The sequence below is a fragment of the Bradyrhizobium sp. 170 genome, from assembly GCF_023101085.1.
Classification (GTDB): Bacteria; Pseudomonadota; Alphaproteobacteria; order Rhizobiales; family Xanthobacteraceae; genus Bradyrhizobium.
Genome location: NZ_CP064703.1, coordinates 5,495,419 through 5,509,732 on the forward strand (window position 1 = coordinate 5,495,419; position 14,314 = coordinate 5,509,732).

Genomic DNA, 14,314 nt, shown 5'->3' on the forward strand with positions numbered 1-14,314 from the left:
CACCATTGGGAAGGCGAAAATGGGCCAGGATAACGCATCCGACAAGATCTCGAAGACGTCACTGACGCGGCGAACCGTGCTCTCAGGTGCGGCCGCAATCGGCCTGTCGACGGTGGCGCGCGCGCAGCAGCCGGCCGAGGTCAAGGTCGGCCTGATCGTGCCGCTGTCGGGCATCTATACAAGGCCGGGTCAGGTGATGCGCATGGGCGCCGAGATGGGCATCGAGCACATCAACGCGCAAGGCGGCATCAAATCGCTCGGCGGCGCGAAGATGAAGCTTGTCGTGATCGATTGCGGCGACACCACGGAGAAGGCCAAGAACGCGGCGCAGCGCATGGTCGCCCAGGAGGCCGATCTGGTTGCGGCAACCGGCTCCTATCTGAGTTCCTTCACGCTGGCGGTGACCGAGGTTACCGAACGCGCCGAACTGCCAATGCTCACGCTGTCCTATTCGGACTTGCTGACCGAGCGAGGCTTCAAATTCATCTTCCAGACGGCCGCGCCTGCAAGCCGGCAGTCGGAGCTTGGCTTGCCCGAACTGATGAAGCTTGCCGAAGCCGCATCCGGCAAGCGTCCGAAGACGGTGGCGATCCTGATGGACAACACGGCGACCTCGGTTGCGACCGCCAAGGCGCTCAAGGAGAAGATCTTTGCGCAGGAAGGCCTGCAACTGGTCGTCGAGGAGGTGTGGACGCCGCCGCTTTCGGACGCCACGCCGCTGATCCAGAAGGTCAGGTCGGCCCGACCGGACCTGCTACTGTTCATGCCCAACGCGATATCGGACGCCAAGCTCGGCCTGGAAAAGATCAACGAGTTCGGGCTTGGCCAGGGCAAAATTCCAACCGTCTCCTTCTCGATCACGATCGCCGAACCCGATATGCTGCAAAGCGTCAGCACCGACGCCGTGCAGGGCATCATGACGGTGGTCGCTAACTGGGGTTCGAAGGGCCACGAGGCCCTGATCGCCGAGTTGAAGGCGAAGTACAAAGAGCCCTGGATGACGCAGAACGTCATCTCGACCTATGGCGACATGTGGTTAATGAAGGCCGCGCTCGAACAAGCCGGCAAGGCCGACCGCCTGGCCGTTGCGCAGGCGTTCCGCACCATGGATGGCGGTCCGTCGAAACACTATCCCGGCGGCCAGCTCAAGTTCGACGAAAAGGGCCGCCGTGTCGGCGCCGGCGTCGTGATCGTGCAGTGGCAATCCGGCGTGCCCGTCACCGTCTTTCCGTCCGACCTCGCATTAGCCGCTCCGTTCTGGCCGAAGAAGTCTTGATCGCAACGCGTTTCAAACATTTCAGGGAGGAATAGTCATGACAGAAATCACCCGGGCCGCATTGACGCGGCGCGGCCTGCTCGCCGGCGCATCCGCCGGTCTGATCTCGTCTCGCGTGTGGGCTCAGCAACCATCCGAAGTGAAGGTCGGGTTGCTGGTGCCAATCTCGGGCCTCTATGCGCGCCCGGGAGCCGTGATGCGCCACGGTGCCGAGATGGGGGTGGAACACATCAACGCGCAAGGCGGCATCAAGTCGCTCGGTGGCGCCAAGCTCAAGCTGGTCGTGCTCGATTCCGGCGATACCACCGAGAAGGCCAAAAATGCCGCGCAGCGCATGGTCGCGCAGGAACCCGATTTGGTGGCGGCCAGCGGTTCCTATCTGAGTTCATTCACGCTGGCGGTCACCGAGGTCACGGAGCGGGCCAATCTTCCGGTCCTCACCCTCTCCTACTCCGACCTGATTACCGATCGCGGCTTCAAATATGTCTTCCAGACATCGGCTACGGCGGGGTCGCAGGCAAAACAGGCTTTGCCGCAGATCGTGAAGCTTGCTGAAACCGCTTCCGGAAAGAAGCCCAAGACGGTCGCGATCATCACCGACAACACCGCGGCATCGGTTTCTTCGGCAAAGGCGATGCGAGACGGCCTGCTTGCCGAAAATGGGCTGCAACTGATCGTCGACGAAACCTTTACCCCGCCTCTCGCTGACGCCACCTCGCTGGTTCAAAAAATCCGGTCGGCGAAACCTGACCTGCTGTTCTTCCTGCCGACCGTGATTTCCGACGCCAAGCTGCTGCTCGAGAAGATGAACGAGTTCGGTCTAGGACAAGGCAAGATTCCGACCATCTCGTTCGGTATCGCCATCGCCGAGCCCGACATGCTGCAGACCGTGAGCCCGGAATTGCTGCAGGGCCTGCTCACCTGCGTCGCGAGTTGGGGCGCCAAGGGGCACGAGGCGCTGATCGCCGAACTCAAGACTCGCTACAAGGAACCTTGGATGACGCAGAATGCGATCTCCACCTATGGCGACATGTGGGTGATCAAGGACGCGCTCGAGAAGGCCGGCAAGGCTGACCGCGTTGCCGTGGCCGACGCGCTGCGCACCATGGATGCAGGTCCCTCGAAATATTACCCGCTCGGCGAAATCAAGTTCGACGAAAAGGGCCGACGCGTCGGCGCTGGCATGACCATCGTGCAGTGGCAGGCTGGCGTTCCAGTCACGGTATTCCCGCCGCAACTGGCGCTGTCCCAGCCGTTCTGGCCCAAAAACTAGCTGAAGATTGGATACCGATATGGACAAGGCGACATACGATCGAGGCCTCCAGATCCGCAAGAGCGTGCTGGGCAATGAATTCGTCGACAAGGCGATCGCATCAGCCGACGACTTCAACCGTCCGATGCAGGACCTCACCACGGAGTATTGCTGGGGCTATGTCTGGGGCCGCGACGGCCTTTCGCACAAGACCCGCAGTTTCCTCAACCTCGCGATGCTTTGCGCGCTCAACCGGCCACAGGAACTCAAGACCCACGTGCGGGGCGCCCTGACCAACGGCGCCACGCGCGAGGAGATACGCGAGGTGTTCATGCAGGTCGCGATCTACTGCGGCGTGCCGGCCGGCGTCGACGCCTTCCGCAACGCCAAGGAAGTATTTGCCGAACTGGACAAGAAGTAGTCGGAGCTTGAGGCGATGTTGAAGGGCAAATGGGCTCTCGTGACCGGGGCGACGGCGGGCTTGGGCCTGGCCGTGGCTGAAAGCCTTGCCGGCGCGGGAGCCAACATTGTCCTGCACGATCTGAACGAACCGGTGCAGACGCGAGATCGTCTTCGCGCGCAATTCGGCGTCGATACAGTCAGCGTCGCGGCCGACCTGTCGCAGCGCGCCGCCATAGAAGCGATGATGGCCGGCCTGCTCGGCCGCATCGGCGCGGTCGACATATTGGTGAACAACGCGGTGGTCCGGCATTTTTCACCGGTCGAACACTTCCCGCCGGAACGGTGGGACGAAGCGATCGCCGTCAATCTGTCGGCCCCGTTCCACCTGATTCGTCTCGCATTGCCCGGGATGAAAGCGCGACGCTGGGGCCGCATCATCAACATGGCCTCGATCTATTCGACCCGCGCGGTCGCGGACCGGATCGATTATGTGACCACCAAGACCGCTATCGTCGGCATGACCCGTGCGGTCGCAATTGAAACCACGAAGAGCGGGATTACCTGCAATGCGCTGTGCCCGGGCACGCTGCCGACGCCGGCCATTCAGGGAAAAATCGCAGGGATCGCGGCCAGCGAAGGCCGCGGCATCGACGAGACTACCAGCGACTATCTGGCGACCCGCCAGCCGACCGGGCGGTTTGTCGCCATGGAGGCCGTCGGTGCGATGGCTGCCTTCCTCTGCAGCCCGGCCGCACAGGATATCACGGGGGCAACGCTGCCGATCGATGGGGGCTGGTCCGTCGCATGAGCATCATCGGCCGTCCCACGCAGGAGATCTACAATGACTGAAGCATCGAACCGAAATGCCGTGGTGACCGGCGCCGCCGGTGGCATGGGTCGTGCCATTACGAAAGCGCTGGTCGAAAGCGGACGACGGGTCGTGCTAGCCGACCGCGATCCCGCCTCCCTTCATGAGTTCGCCGCCGAAATGGGCGACAACACATTCCCAATCGAACTCGATATTACCGACGCCAAGGCCGTGGACCGCCTACCCGACCTCCTCCCGGACGCCCTCAAGCCGATCGACATCCTCATCAACAATGCCGGCCACGACATCGGCGGCCGGACGCGCTTCGATGCCGGCGCGGCGGACGATTGGTCCGGAATCATCCAGACCAATTTGATCGGCCTGATGCGGGTGACCCGCAGCCTGCTGCCCGACATGGTCAGGCGTAATTCGGGCCACATCGTCAACATCAGCTCGATCAACGCCGTTCGCATCGTTCCCGACATGGCCGCCTACAGCGCCAGCAAGGCCGGCGTGCACATGTTTACCGAGACGCTCCGGGGAGAGCTTGCGGAAACGGCAATCCGGGTCACCGAAATGCAGCCCGGCCTGACCAGGACCAACATCATCCTCACCCGCTATCGCGGCGACCGGGAGAAGGAAAAGGACTATTTCGACCAGTTCAAGATGGCGCTCGATCCGGCCGATATTGCCCGGTCGATCGTCTTTGCGCTGGACCAACCGCCGCATGTTCAGATTGCGGAGATGATGATTCTGCCCGTAAATCGCTATTGAACCAATGCCGGTACCAAGGCGGTAGACAATGGACAAACGCGGTGAATTGCAATCGACGCTCCGGATCGAAGACGTTCCGACCGTCCGATCGATGGTCGCTCAAAAGCTGCGCGAGGCGATCATGTCCGGAAAGCTGAAGCCGGGCCAGCGCCTGATCGAACGTGAGCTTTGCGAGATGACCGGCGTGAGCCGCCCGTCCATTCGCGAGGCGCTTCGGCTGCTGGAGGCGGACGGCCTGGTCAACACGGTCCCCCATCGCGGTCCCGTCGTCAGTACCATCAGTCTTGAGGAAGCAAAGCAGCTCTACGCGGCTCGCGCCGTTCTCGAAGGATTTGCCGGACGTGAATGCGCACGCCTGCACGATCCCGCTGTCGTTCGCCGGATCGGCGACGCGCTCACCAAACTGAAAGCTGCATTCGCCGATGGCGACCTGATGACGGCCCTCGAGGCCAAGACGGAATTTTACGCAGCACTTATCGGCGGCTGTCAGAACGCCTTCATCGAACGCATGCTCAGGCCGCTGCACGACCGGATTACGCTGTTGCGAATTACCTCGATGTCGCAGCCAAAACGGATCAACAAGAGCCTGCGCGAAGTCACGGCGATCTGGCGTGCTATCCAGAATGGTGACCCCGACCTCGCTGAGCAGTGCTGCGTCGATCACATCAAGGCGGCAGCCGTGGCCGCGCTCAACATGATCGAGCAATCGTCCGCGTCGAACGAAAAGGCGATCGCGGATGAATGATCCAACGTTATTTCGATCAAGCCGTTTCAAAGGGCCGCAAAGCCGATAGGAAGCTGCCATGAAGTTTGTAAAACGCATTTTTCTGATGCTGTTGCTGTCGCCCGTACTGCCGGTATTCGCCCAGGAATTCCCGAGCCGACCGATCACGATGGTCGTTCCCTTCTCGGCCGGCGGCCCAGGCGACGTAATTGCCCGCCTGCTCGGGACATCGATGAGCGCAACGCTGAAGCAGCCGATCGTCGTCGAGAACGCCGTCGGCGCCGGCGGCACCCTCGGTACCAATCGGGTCGCCAAGGCCGCGCCTGACGGTTACACCCTGCTGCTGATGCATGTCGGTCAGGCAACCGCGCCCGCGCTCTATGCGAAGCTGCCGTTCGACCCCGTCGGCGACTTTGAGCCGATCGGCCTCGTCACCGACGTGCCGATGATCCTGGTGGCGCGCGCGAATTTTCCGGCCAAGGACCTCAAGGAGCTCGTCACCTATGTGCGCGCGCAGGGCGATAAAGTCACCTACGGCAATGTGGGGCTCGGCTCCGCGTCACATCTGTGCGGGCTGATGTTCATGAGCGCCATCGAAGCCAAGCTCACGCCTATCTATTACAAAGGCGGCGGTCCCGCGCTGAACGATATCATCGCCGGTCACATCGACGTCTATTGCGATCCCGCCACCGGGCCGACGCCCTATATTCAGGCCGGCACCATCCCGGGCTACGCCATCACCAGCAAAAAGCGCGTACCGACCCTGCCGAACGTGCCGACTGCGGCGGAAGCCGGCGTGCCGAAGTTTGACGTCACGACCTGGTACGGGCTGTACGCACCACGCAATACGCCGAAGCCGATCATGGACGCGCTCATCGACGCCCTGCAAAAAGCGCTGAAGGACCCGCTCTTGGTCAACCGGTTCGCTGAACTCAGCATGGCTCCCGTCGAGCAGGAACGCGCAACGCCAGCGGCGCTCGAAGCCCTCCTCAAGAGTGAAATCGACCGATGGGGTCGGATAATCAAGGATGCCGGCATTACTCCCCAGTAAAGCGAACTCGCTTCCGGCATGACCAGGTCGTAGCGACGGCAATGGGCGGCATGCGACGACCGTTCGACGGCCGCTATGCGGAATACGTCTGCGTACCGGCTGCGCAGGTCCAATCTCTGGAGACGACGCTTTCCTGGGGGACGCTGGGTGCACTACCGGAGGTGCTGCAAACTGCGTGGGGTTCACTCTTCACCGCTCTGCGGCTCGACCGGGGCGAGATCCGCGGCGGAACGACATCGGTTGGGTTGGCCGCCGCGGCCATATCACTCGTAATCCTTGGAATACCGAGTACACGACATGTGGCTCATCAGCGGGAGGCGCCGCTGCGGTCGCTGCTGGCGCCGTACCGATGGCCCATGCGACCGACGGTGGTCGGCTCAATCCGCATTCCAGCAGGCGTCAATGGCAATATTGGCCTGAAGGTTTCAAGGGGGTGTACTCGATCGCGCCGAACCTCTCCGACTTGACCGGACTCGTATCAATCCAAGGCTGCCAGACACGTTCAGTTCGCGACACCGCGGCGTTCGTCGATTCGAGCCATGGCGAAGTATCTGTTATACTATCCTCCCACAAATAGTATTGCTGCTCTTCAACTAACCGATGAACATGGCGCAATCCGACGACGCGGGACAGGACGAATTCGCCGTATCGTTACCGATCGACCATGCGAGAGACAGCGTCGCTTGGTCCATCGCTATCAAATGCCAAATTCCGCCAGATAAGTTGTGCGTGCGATGGCTGCCCGGTCCAAGTTCCTCGGGCCCAATCGAGCAGCTAAGACCGGAAGAGATCCTTCTCTGGCTCGCCGCAGTACCTCCCTATCGTGACCAAAGCACCGATAGACCCGGTGCGCTCAGCTTCAAGCAAGCTGCAGCGGTCCTTGATGCCGAGGAAGCCAGCCGTCTGGCGCGTTTCCTGCACATTGAGGATCGACACAGCTACCTGGCCGCGCATGCCGGTGTCCGTCTTTTGCTGGAGGGCATTGTGGGGCAATCGGCCGACACCTTGCGGTTTCGACCGTCCTTGCATGGCAAGCCGATGCTGGTCGCAGGCCCGCCGAATCTCGACTTCAGCCTGAGCCATGCAAGAGGTGTGGTCGCCGTCGCCGCTGCGTGTGGGCTGGTCGGCGTCGATGTCGAGCCCTTGCGAGAAATCCCCGACCTGGATTCCGTCAGTGAGATCGTCCTGGCTCGCGAAGAGCAGGAAATTTTGTGGAACGCTCCGGCGACGTTCCGATCGCGGCTATTTCTTCGCTTCTGGACCCTCAAGGAAGCGATACTGAAAGCAGCTGCGCTTGGATTCATGATTGCACCGAATACGGTGATAGTCGACGCAGGCCCGTCCCCTGTCGTCCTTTCGGTACCAGCCGTCCTCGGACACGTCTCGCAATGGCGACTTTTCGCCCCCGCCGCCTGAAAGGCTAAGCTATGAGCTCGCGGCGCGAGATCGTCAAAAGCAGCGACTCGGCGATTTCCTGCGAACGCGTGGCCAGAACGGAGAGCAACGTGTCGCTCAGGCCGTGCGACGCTTCGGAATATCCCTGGAGATGGATTTGCGGCCGAAACGCGGGACTTGTGGAGAGCCTGTAGTTGCGGTCGATAACGTTGTCCTCGATATAGCGCCGTATCGGCTCCAGGAACGTGTGCGGTGTTTCCCTGTCGTAGCCGGTTGCGAGGATAACGGCGTCGTAGCAGGAGCGGCGATCTCGACCGTCGAACTTGTCAACCGTTCGGATCTCGATGCCCTCAACGGCCGCGAGCACTTTTGTAATCTCGCTGCGCGGATGCAACTCGACGCCCGCCATGCCGCTGACGCGCTGCTGATATAGCAAGCGATACAACTGATCGAGCAGATCGGAATCGACCACGGCATAGTTCGTATTTCGAAAATTACGAACGATTGCGTCTCGACGCTCGTCAGGCTGGGCGTAGATAAAATCCGTGTAATCCGGATTGAAGATCTCGTTGACGAACGGGCTGCTGTCGGACGGCTTCAACGCGTGGCCGCGAAAGATCAGGTCAACGCTCGCTTGCGGAAAGCGATTTCGAAGGTCGACCGTCACCTCCACCGCGCTCTGCCCTCCCCCGATAACGGCCACGCATGCAGCCTTCCCGCCCATGCCAACGGACTCGACCGTATCGAGGTAGCGGCTTGAGTGGAACAATCTGGAATCATCGACGATGTTTGCGAACACCTGCGGGATATTGGGCCTCCCTCCCGCCGCGACCACCAGATTCTTCGCCAGTCGTACCGTTTCACTACCAGCGAGCGTGCGCGAATACACACGTAACGACGTCACCGACTGTCCCGCCGTTACGGGCTCGATGGCGACGACGGCCTCACCGTAAGCCGCTTGTGACTTGAACTGAGCTGCCACCCACCGCAGATAGTCGTTGAATTCCATCCTGCTCGGATAGAACGTTCGACAGTTGATGAAATCCTGCAAACGGCCGTGCTTGTGCAGATAGTTCACGAAGGTGAACGGACTGGTTGGATCACGCAACGAAACCAGATCCTTGAGAAACGAGATCTGCATATCGCTACCCGGCAGAAGCATGCCGCCGTGCCAGGTAAACTGGCGTTGCTTCTCCACGAAAAGTGGACCGCATTTGAGGCGTGACCTTCTGGCGCACTCGTCCAGCGCGATCGCAAGCGCGAGGTTGGACGGCCCGAAGCCGACGCCGATGACGTCGTGCTCGATGACAAGCTGGTGAGACATGAAACTGCGCTCCGTTCGCGCGTTAGGCCATGGTTGCCGGACCGGCCGCCGCCGGTAGCCACAGCCGGTCACCAAAGAAGCGCTCGCGCAGCAGCATGACCAGGGTGGCCCGCTTGTGTGGAAAATCGAAATTCTTGATTTTCGCGAATCCCGACAGTTCCAGATTGCGAAGTTGCTGCGAATGCGCCGCCGCCGGCTCGCCGACGATCCGCTGTGTTCGGCAATCATCCAGGAACATGTAGTGCATCAGTGACGGCAGCCACGCACTGATGTAGCGGCGTCCACGATAGGCGTCTTCTCCAACCACAACGTGCCAGCCCCGATCGTAATCATTGGCATCGTAGAACGGCGCGATGCGGTTCTCCTTGGCCCAATAGACCTCGAAGTAACCAAATGGCGCGTCACCGAAGCAGCCGATCAGCGGCAGCATGTGCGGATCGGCCAGAATGGTGGACAGATACGTCCGATGCTTTTCGAGATCGCCGGCCTCATCCCAGAAGGCGTCGACGCGAGGATCGTTCATCCACCGGTGCAGCAGATGCAAGTCATCGTTCACATCGGCAACACGAAACGAGATGACCTCGCCGAGCCAAGTGATGAAGCGGGCATACACCATCCCCACCGGCTTTTGCGAACGTCGCGGATGCCGTTTGCCGTCGGTCATGACGTGGAGTTGCGGAAATGGCGGCCGTCCGGCATCGACCAGCCAATTGTCACGGCGCTGCATTGTCAGCTCCGGGAGCAGCACGAGGTTGCCTCCGGCCGCGACTGCAAGACCATGGTCCAGCAGTTCGCGCCCAATGGGCGCCTTATTGATCGAACCCAGAAAAAGCCGATTGAGATTCGGGCGCCACCCGAACATTGCCTCCGCTGCCGCCGAAACCGCCCGTACCGCTAGCCGTGGATCGTCGGGCGCATCGAGCATCTCCAGATGATCCAGCCCCTCATCGAGACGCAGCCGCATCACCGTGGCGTCATCTGCAACAACCCGCAGCTCCGCACCGTCTTGAAGTACCGTCATGGCGGAGTACGGCCCGATCGGAAACGCGTGAGGATCTTTCGCGGAGCTCGAAGCTTTGTTCATCCGGCACTCGCATTGCAGACATGACCGCTTGAAACAAGACGCGATCTTCGCTCACGCATGCGATGTAAATCACTCCCGTGCAGGATGACAAGAACTGCCACCGCACGCAGATTAGATTCCTTACAAAACCGATGCATGACATCGCAGGAGCACTGCATGCCTTGTTCAAGGCACGTCCCGACGGTGCCCGAACTTAACTTCAAATTTTCTCCGAAAACAAAAATACGTCTAAAGAGACGCGCCGCTTGGAACTGATGACGGCTCCATGACGTTATGGGCCCTCGCCTCGCCAGCGACAATCTTGCCGTTCCGGAGGCGCACAAGGTGATCTGCCGCGCCGAAATAGCGGTCGTCATGTGAGATCACGATGATCGTCTTGCCCAGACGCTTCAGGTCGGGCAGCAATTCCGTGTAGAAGATGTGCCGGAACGCGGGATCCTGATCCGCCGCCCACTCATCGAACACGAGGACCGGTCGCTCCTCGAGCCAGGCATTCATCAGAGCCAGCCGTTTGCGCTGCCCGGTCGACAGATCCGTTGTCGTGAATACGCCATTCTCGACCGAAACCTTGTGCGCGACCTCCAATCGCTCAAGATACCGCTCCGCGATATCGGGCACCATTCCTGATCCCTGCAGGAGATCTTCGAACAAATAGTAGTCGGAGAAGATGGTGGTGAAGAGCTGCCGGTAGTCATCGCGCGTTTCCGTTACGACGGACAGGCCATCGCGAAATACCGCACCGGTCTGTGGCGCATAAAGGCCCAGCAGCAATTTGATGAGCGTGGTTTTTCCGCTACCGTTTTCGCCGACAATGAAAACGATATCGCCCTGGCGGATATGCAGGTCGATCGGCCCGAGAACGAAAGGATTGCTGCCGGACACCGCGCGGAAGCCGTACGACACCCCACGAAGTTCGATCGATTCGATCCTGGCCGATGCTTCCGGCGCAGTCGAAGGCGCAGCCAGCAACCCCTGTTCGGGGGTCGAGAACTGTTCCGAGAGCTCGGCGATGCGCCGCATCGCCACCTGTGCGCGGCCGAGTGCGGGCAGGATCCCGATGACCTGATCAATGGGCCCTCGCATATAGAGCAGCACAAGCACAAAACCGCTAGAGACCGAGGCGGGGCTGTCCGGCCACAGGAAGGGGCGCAGGGTCAGTGCCACGCCGATCACGACAAAGAACAGCATCGTGCCGAAAGCCCGCGCGGTCACGAAGAGATTGATCGACTTGATCTGCACCTCGCTGATCCGGTCAACGGTATGCTGAAGCTTGTCCACGTACACGCGCTGCCGGCGGGTGCGATTCAGGCGCAATTCCTTGGCGCCCTCCGCGATTGCCCGGTAGTGCTTATGCAACTCGTCTTCCGAATCGCGGGCGGCATTGAAGCCCCGAACCCCTCGCGTTCGAGCGTAGGCATGCGCCAACGAGCCCAGGACAATGACCAGCCCCGTGATCAGAAAGAGCGGCCACGACAACACCGCGAGGTAAACCATGCAGCCGACGGTGATAACGACCGACACGAAGAAGGAGGAGAAAAAGAACGCGAAATCGCTGATCGTATCGACATCCTGCGTGAGCACCGGGATCAGCCGATGCGTACGATAGATCTCGAGTTGGTCAATCGGAGCCGCCAGAATCTTGGCCGCGAGCGACTTTCGGAGCTCGGCGATGATCCGCTGTCCGACATAGTTGACGCTAACATCCGAGCCGATCGAACCAATCAGGATCAGCGAACACAGGCCTGCAAAGGCATAAAGCAGCATCGCGACGTCACCCTGCGACGCGTACAACCCGTGATTGACGACCGCAAGCAACCCCGCCACGCTGGCGCCGCCGACAATACCGAGAACGATGCCTCCGAGCACGGTTGGCCAATATGGCCGCAGGAGATGCAGTATCTGCGCCGTCAGGCCGCTTCGTGAATTCATCATGGGTGCCGCGCTGGAGTAGAGCTGAAGCGAACCTACACGGCCCGTCGCGATGCGAACAGCCTTGCCGGAGTGATGCGAATACATGATGGCAGCATCGCTGTTCCCGCGCTTATTTTCCGATCTCTTTCGATTGATTCTAATTTGTGATCAGCATCGCGTTTAATAAAATGCCGGGTAGTACCCCCTTTGCATCGCAGCCGAGGAGCGCGTAGGACATGGATCCAGCCGCTGTGTCGGGGCCGCGATATCCGAAAAATCGAAACGCTTGCAGGCCAGCATCGGACAGGCCCGACTGGAGAATGACTTTGGATTCCCTTGTCTCCGAAACCCGCATCCCGCTTGCCGATGCCGCCGGCCTTGCCGCCCGGATGATCGATCATCTGGCCGAACATGATATCACCTTCCAGGCGCTGGATGGTGTGATGGTGGCAAGACTGCCGTTTGGAACGAGTTCGCTCGCCGTCGAGGCCGAGGCGCTCAAGATCCGCGTCGAGGCCAACGACAAGGGCAACCTCGAGGTTCTGCGTTCGGTCGTCGCGTCACACGTTATCGAATTCGCAGGCGATGAGGCGCCGACCATCGTCTGGTCCGGCCATGAATCCAATGGCGGCACGCTTGCCAATTTCCGCGAAGTGCGGCTGAAGGCGACGATCGACCTGACGCCCCGCATGCGCCGGCTGACTTTTACCGGAGACGACATCACGCGTTTCGTGAACGACGATGACCTCCACGTTCGCCTGTATTTCCCGCCGGAGGGCCTCGCCAAGCCTGAATGGCCCTGGCCTGCACCCGACGGGCGCATCCTGTGGCCCGAACCCGATCGCAGGCCTGTCACCCGCTACTACACGATCCGCCGCATCGATCTGCAGGCCCGCGAGATCGATATCGATTTCGTGGTCCATGATCATGCCGGCCCCGGCTCGGCGTTCGCCCTCAATGCGCAAGCCGGCGCCATTTGCGGTATGGCCGGCCCCCTCGGACGAAGCATTCGTCCGGCCCGCTGGTTACTGCTGGCGGGCGACGAAACCGCCCTTCCCGCCATCGCGCGAATTCTCGAGACATTGCCGGCAACGGCAACGGGTGAAGCCTTCATTGAAGTCGCTGACCGGCTCGAGGAAGTCCCGCTGGTCGCACCCGCCGGTGTGTCAGTCCGCTGGCTGCATCGCGGCGACCGGCCGGCCGGGACGACGCAGTTGCTGATCGACGCCGTGAAGGCCGTGCGATGGCCCGACCATCGCGAGGTCTTTGCGTGGGTCGCCTGCGAAGCACAGGCGCTGAAGGCGCTTCGAAACCATCTGCGCGATGAGAGAAAGCTCTCCCGCGAACAGCATCTTGCCGTCGCGTATTGGAGCCTGCGTCAGCCATGACGTCCCAACGTCCGATACGTGGACCGGCCGGGCTGCCTTCTCCTTGCACCACATAACTCCATCAGGCGCTTCCGATGCACGCAATTCTGCCAACCGAAACCGCTACGGCGTCGCGCGACGCGGCCACGCCCTTGTTCGAACTGGACCAGGTGAGCTTCGCGGTGGCGGGCCGCGCGTTGCTCGAGCCGCTGACCCTGACCCTTCCTGCTCGCAGCGTCGTCGGCCTGATTGGGCACAACGGCTCCGGCAAATCGACGTTGTTGAAGCTGCTGGCGAGGCAGCAGCCAAGCTCCTCCGGCGCGATCCGTTTCGAAGGGCGTCCGCTGCGCGAATGGAGCGACCGGGAGTACGCCCGCAAGGTGGCCTACCTGCCGCAGCAGACGCCCCCCGCCGCCGGCATGCTGGTCAAGGAGCTGGTCGCGCTCGGCCGCTATCCATGGCACGGCGCACTCGGCCGGTTCGGCAACACTGATCGCGACAAGGTGGCGAAAGCCATGGCGCTGACCCACATCGAGCCGTTTGCGGACCGGCTGGTCGACACATTGTCAGGCGGCGAGCGCCAGCGGGTCTGGATCGCCATGCTGGTTGCGCAGGACGCCGAGTGCCTGCTGCTCGACGAGCCGATTTCGGCACTCGACATTGCTCATCAGATCGAAGTTCTGTCGCTGGTGCAGAAGCTCGCCCGCGAACGCAACCTCTGCGTGGTCGTCGTGCTCCATGACGTCAACATGGCGGCACGCTTCTGCGACGAGATCATCGCCTTGCATTCGGGCAGGCTGATAGCCCGCGGCGCCCCCGACAGGATCATGACGCCGGCTGAGCTCGAAACCATCTACGGCATCCCCATGGGAGTGATGCCGTCTCCGGATCAAAGCCACCTCATCAGCTTTGCGCGATAAAAGGGCGGGTCATCCGCCTTTCCATC

Annotated in this window: 13 protein-coding genes and 1 pseudogene; 11 read left to right on the forward strand and 3 right to left on the reverse strand. The window is 61.2% G+C overall.

The features are described 5' to 3' along the window. Positions 1 to 19 precede the first annotated feature (19 nt). From IVB05_RS25665 to IVB05_RS25705, 9 genes and pseudogenes are all read left to right on the forward strand, one after another. Positions 20 to 1,276, forward strand: coding sequence for an ABC transporter substrate-binding protein (locus IVB05_RS25665; protein ID WP_247778720.1), 1,257 nt, complete (start codon positions 20 to 22; stop codon positions 1,274 to 1,276). Between the two features lie 37 nt (positions 1,277 to 1,313). Further along, positions 1,314 to 2,549: an ABC transporter substrate-binding protein gene (locus IVB05_RS25670; protein WP_247778721.1), complete on the forward strand. Its 1,236-nt coding sequence runs from the start codon at positions 1,314 to 1,316 to the stop codon at positions 2,547 to 2,549. Positions 2,550 to 2,568: 19 nt separating this feature from the next. Next, positions 2,569 to 2,949, forward strand: coding sequence for a carboxymuconolactone decarboxylase family protein (locus IVB05_RS25675; RefSeq protein ID WP_212441740.1), 381 nt, complete (start codon positions 2,569 to 2,571; stop codon positions 2,947 to 2,949). Between the two features lie 15 nt (positions 2,950 to 2,964). Then, complete coding sequence (locus tag IVB05_RS25680; RefSeq protein ID WP_247778722.1) at positions 2,965 to 3,738, forward strand: SDR family oxidoreductase; 774 nt, start codon at positions 2,965 to 2,967, stop codon at positions 3,736 to 3,738. Between the two features lie 33 nt (positions 3,739 to 3,771). Then, positions 3,772 to 4,512, forward strand: a complete 741-nt coding sequence (locus IVB05_RS25685; protein WP_247778723.1) for an SDR family oxidoreductase — start codon at positions 3,772 to 3,774, stop codon at positions 4,510 to 4,512. A 28-nt stretch (positions 4,513 to 4,540) separates the two neighbouring features. Further along, the gene (locus IVB05_RS25690; protein ID WP_247778725.1) at positions 4,541 to 5,257 is read left to right on the forward strand and encodes a GntR family transcriptional regulator; all 717 of its coding nucleotides are present in this window, start codon (positions 4,541 to 4,543) and stop codon (positions 5,255 to 5,257) included. Positions 5,258 to 5,315: 58 nt separating this feature from the next. Beyond that, entirely contained in the window at positions 5,316 to 6,287 is a 972-nt protein-coding gene (locus IVB05_RS25695) for a tripartite tricarboxylate transporter substrate-binding protein (RefSeq protein ID WP_247778726.1), read from the forward strand. A gap of 259 nt (positions 6,288 to 6,546) precedes the next feature. Continuing rightward, positions 6,547 to 6,819: pseudogene (locus IVB05_RS25700) on the forward strand (amidase family protein); the annotation flags it as partial. A gap of 68 nt (positions 6,820 to 6,887) precedes the next feature. Beyond that, a complete protein-coding gene (locus IVB05_RS25705; RefSeq protein ID WP_247778727.1) occupies positions 6,888 to 7,703 on the forward strand; it encodes a 4'-phosphopantetheinyl transferase superfamily protein in 816 nt (271 codons plus the stop codon). A 4-nt stretch (positions 7,704 to 7,707) separates the two neighbouring features. On the opposite strand, the gene IVB05_RS25710 is transcribed toward IVB05_RS25705, so the two are convergent. From IVB05_RS25710 to IVB05_RS25720, 3 genes are all read right to left on the reverse strand, one after another. Next, positions 7,708 to 9,006 (reverse strand): lysine N(6)-hydroxylase/L-ornithine N(5)-oxygenase family protein, encoded by a 1,299-nt coding sequence (locus tag IVB05_RS25710; protein ID WP_247778728.1) that lies wholly within the window; start codon positions 9,004 to 9,006, stop codon positions 7,708 to 7,710. Between the two features lie 22 nt (positions 9,007 to 9,028). Then, on the reverse strand, positions 9,029 to 10,090 hold the full coding sequence (locus IVB05_RS25715) for a GNAT family N-acetyltransferase (protein WP_247778729.1): 1,062 nt from the start codon (positions 10,088 to 10,090) through the stop codon (positions 9,029 to 9,031). A gap of 228 nt (positions 10,091 to 10,318) precedes the next feature. Further along, positions 10,319 to 12,106 carry a cyclic peptide export ABC transporter gene (locus IVB05_RS25720; RefSeq protein ID WP_346771781.1) on the reverse strand — a complete coding sequence of 596 codons (1,788 nt, stop codon included), beginning with the start codon at positions 12,104 to 12,106 and terminating at the stop codon, positions 10,319 to 10,321. Between the two features lie 221 nt (positions 12,107 to 12,327). Here IVB05_RS25720 and IVB05_RS25725 point away from each other — a divergent pair, with 221 nt between their 5' ends. After that, positions 12,328 to 13,389 carry a siderophore-interacting protein gene (locus IVB05_RS25725; protein WP_247778730.1) on the forward strand — a complete coding sequence of 354 codons (1,062 nt, stop codon included), beginning with the start codon at positions 12,328 to 12,330 and terminating at the stop codon, positions 13,387 to 13,389. 74 nt (positions 13,390 to 13,463) lie between these two features. Next, the gene (locus IVB05_RS25730) at positions 13,464 to 14,288 is read left to right on the forward strand and encodes an ATP-binding cassette domain-containing protein (RefSeq protein WP_247778731.1); all 825 of its coding nucleotides are present in this window, start codon (positions 13,464 to 13,466) and stop codon (positions 14,286 to 14,288) included. Positions 14,289 to 14,314 lie beyond the last annotated feature (26 nt).

What these genes read in the sequence shown, in the direction of transcription:
- IVB05_RS25665 (WP_247778720.1), top strand. Translation starts at nt 20, where the DNA reads ATGGGCCAGGATAACGCATCCGACAAGATCTCGAAGACGTCACTGACG.
- IVB05_RS25670 (WP_247778721.1), top strand. Translation starts at nt 1,314, where the DNA reads ATGACAGAAATCACCCGGGCCGCATTGACGCGGCGCGGCCTGCTCGCC.
- IVB05_RS25675 (WP_212441740.1), top strand. Translation starts at nt 2,569, where the DNA reads ATGGACAAGGCGACATACGATCGAGGCCTCCAGATCCGCAAGAGCGTG.
- IVB05_RS25680 (WP_247778722.1), top strand. Translation starts at nt 2,965, where the DNA reads ATGTTGAAGGGCAAATGGGCTCTCGTGACCGGGGCGACGGCGGGCTTG.
- IVB05_RS25685 (WP_247778723.1), top strand. Translation starts at nt 3,772, where the DNA reads ATGACTGAAGCATCGAACCGAAATGCCGTGGTGACCGGCGCCGCCGGT.
- IVB05_RS25690 (WP_247778725.1), top strand. Translation starts at nt 4,541, where the DNA reads ATGGACAAACGCGGTGAATTGCAATCGACGCTCCGGATCGAAGACGTT.
- IVB05_RS25695 (WP_247778726.1), top strand. Translation starts at nt 5,316, where the DNA reads ATGAAGTTTGTAAAACGCATTTTTCTGATGCTGTTGCTGTCGCCCGTA.
- IVB05_RS25705 (WP_247778727.1), top strand. Translation starts at nt 6,888, where the DNA reads ATGAACATGGCGCAATCCGACGACGCGGGACAGGACGAATTCGCCGTA.
- IVB05_RS25710 (WP_247778728.1), bottom strand. Translation starts at nt 9,006, where the DNA reads ATGTCTCACCAGCTTGTCATCGAGCACGACGTCATCGGCGTCGGCTTC.
- IVB05_RS25715 (WP_247778729.1), bottom strand. Translation starts at nt 10,090, where the DNA reads ATGAACAAAGCTTCGAGCTCCGCGAAAGATCCTCACGCGTTTCCGATC.
- IVB05_RS25720 (WP_346771781.1), bottom strand. Translation starts at nt 12,106, where the DNA reads ATGTATTCGCATCACTCCGGCAAGGCTGTTCGCATCGCGACGGGCCGT.
- IVB05_RS25730 (WP_247778731.1), top strand. Translation starts at nt 13,464, where the DNA reads ATGCACGCAATTCTGCCAACCGAAACCGCTACGGCGTCGCGCGACGCG.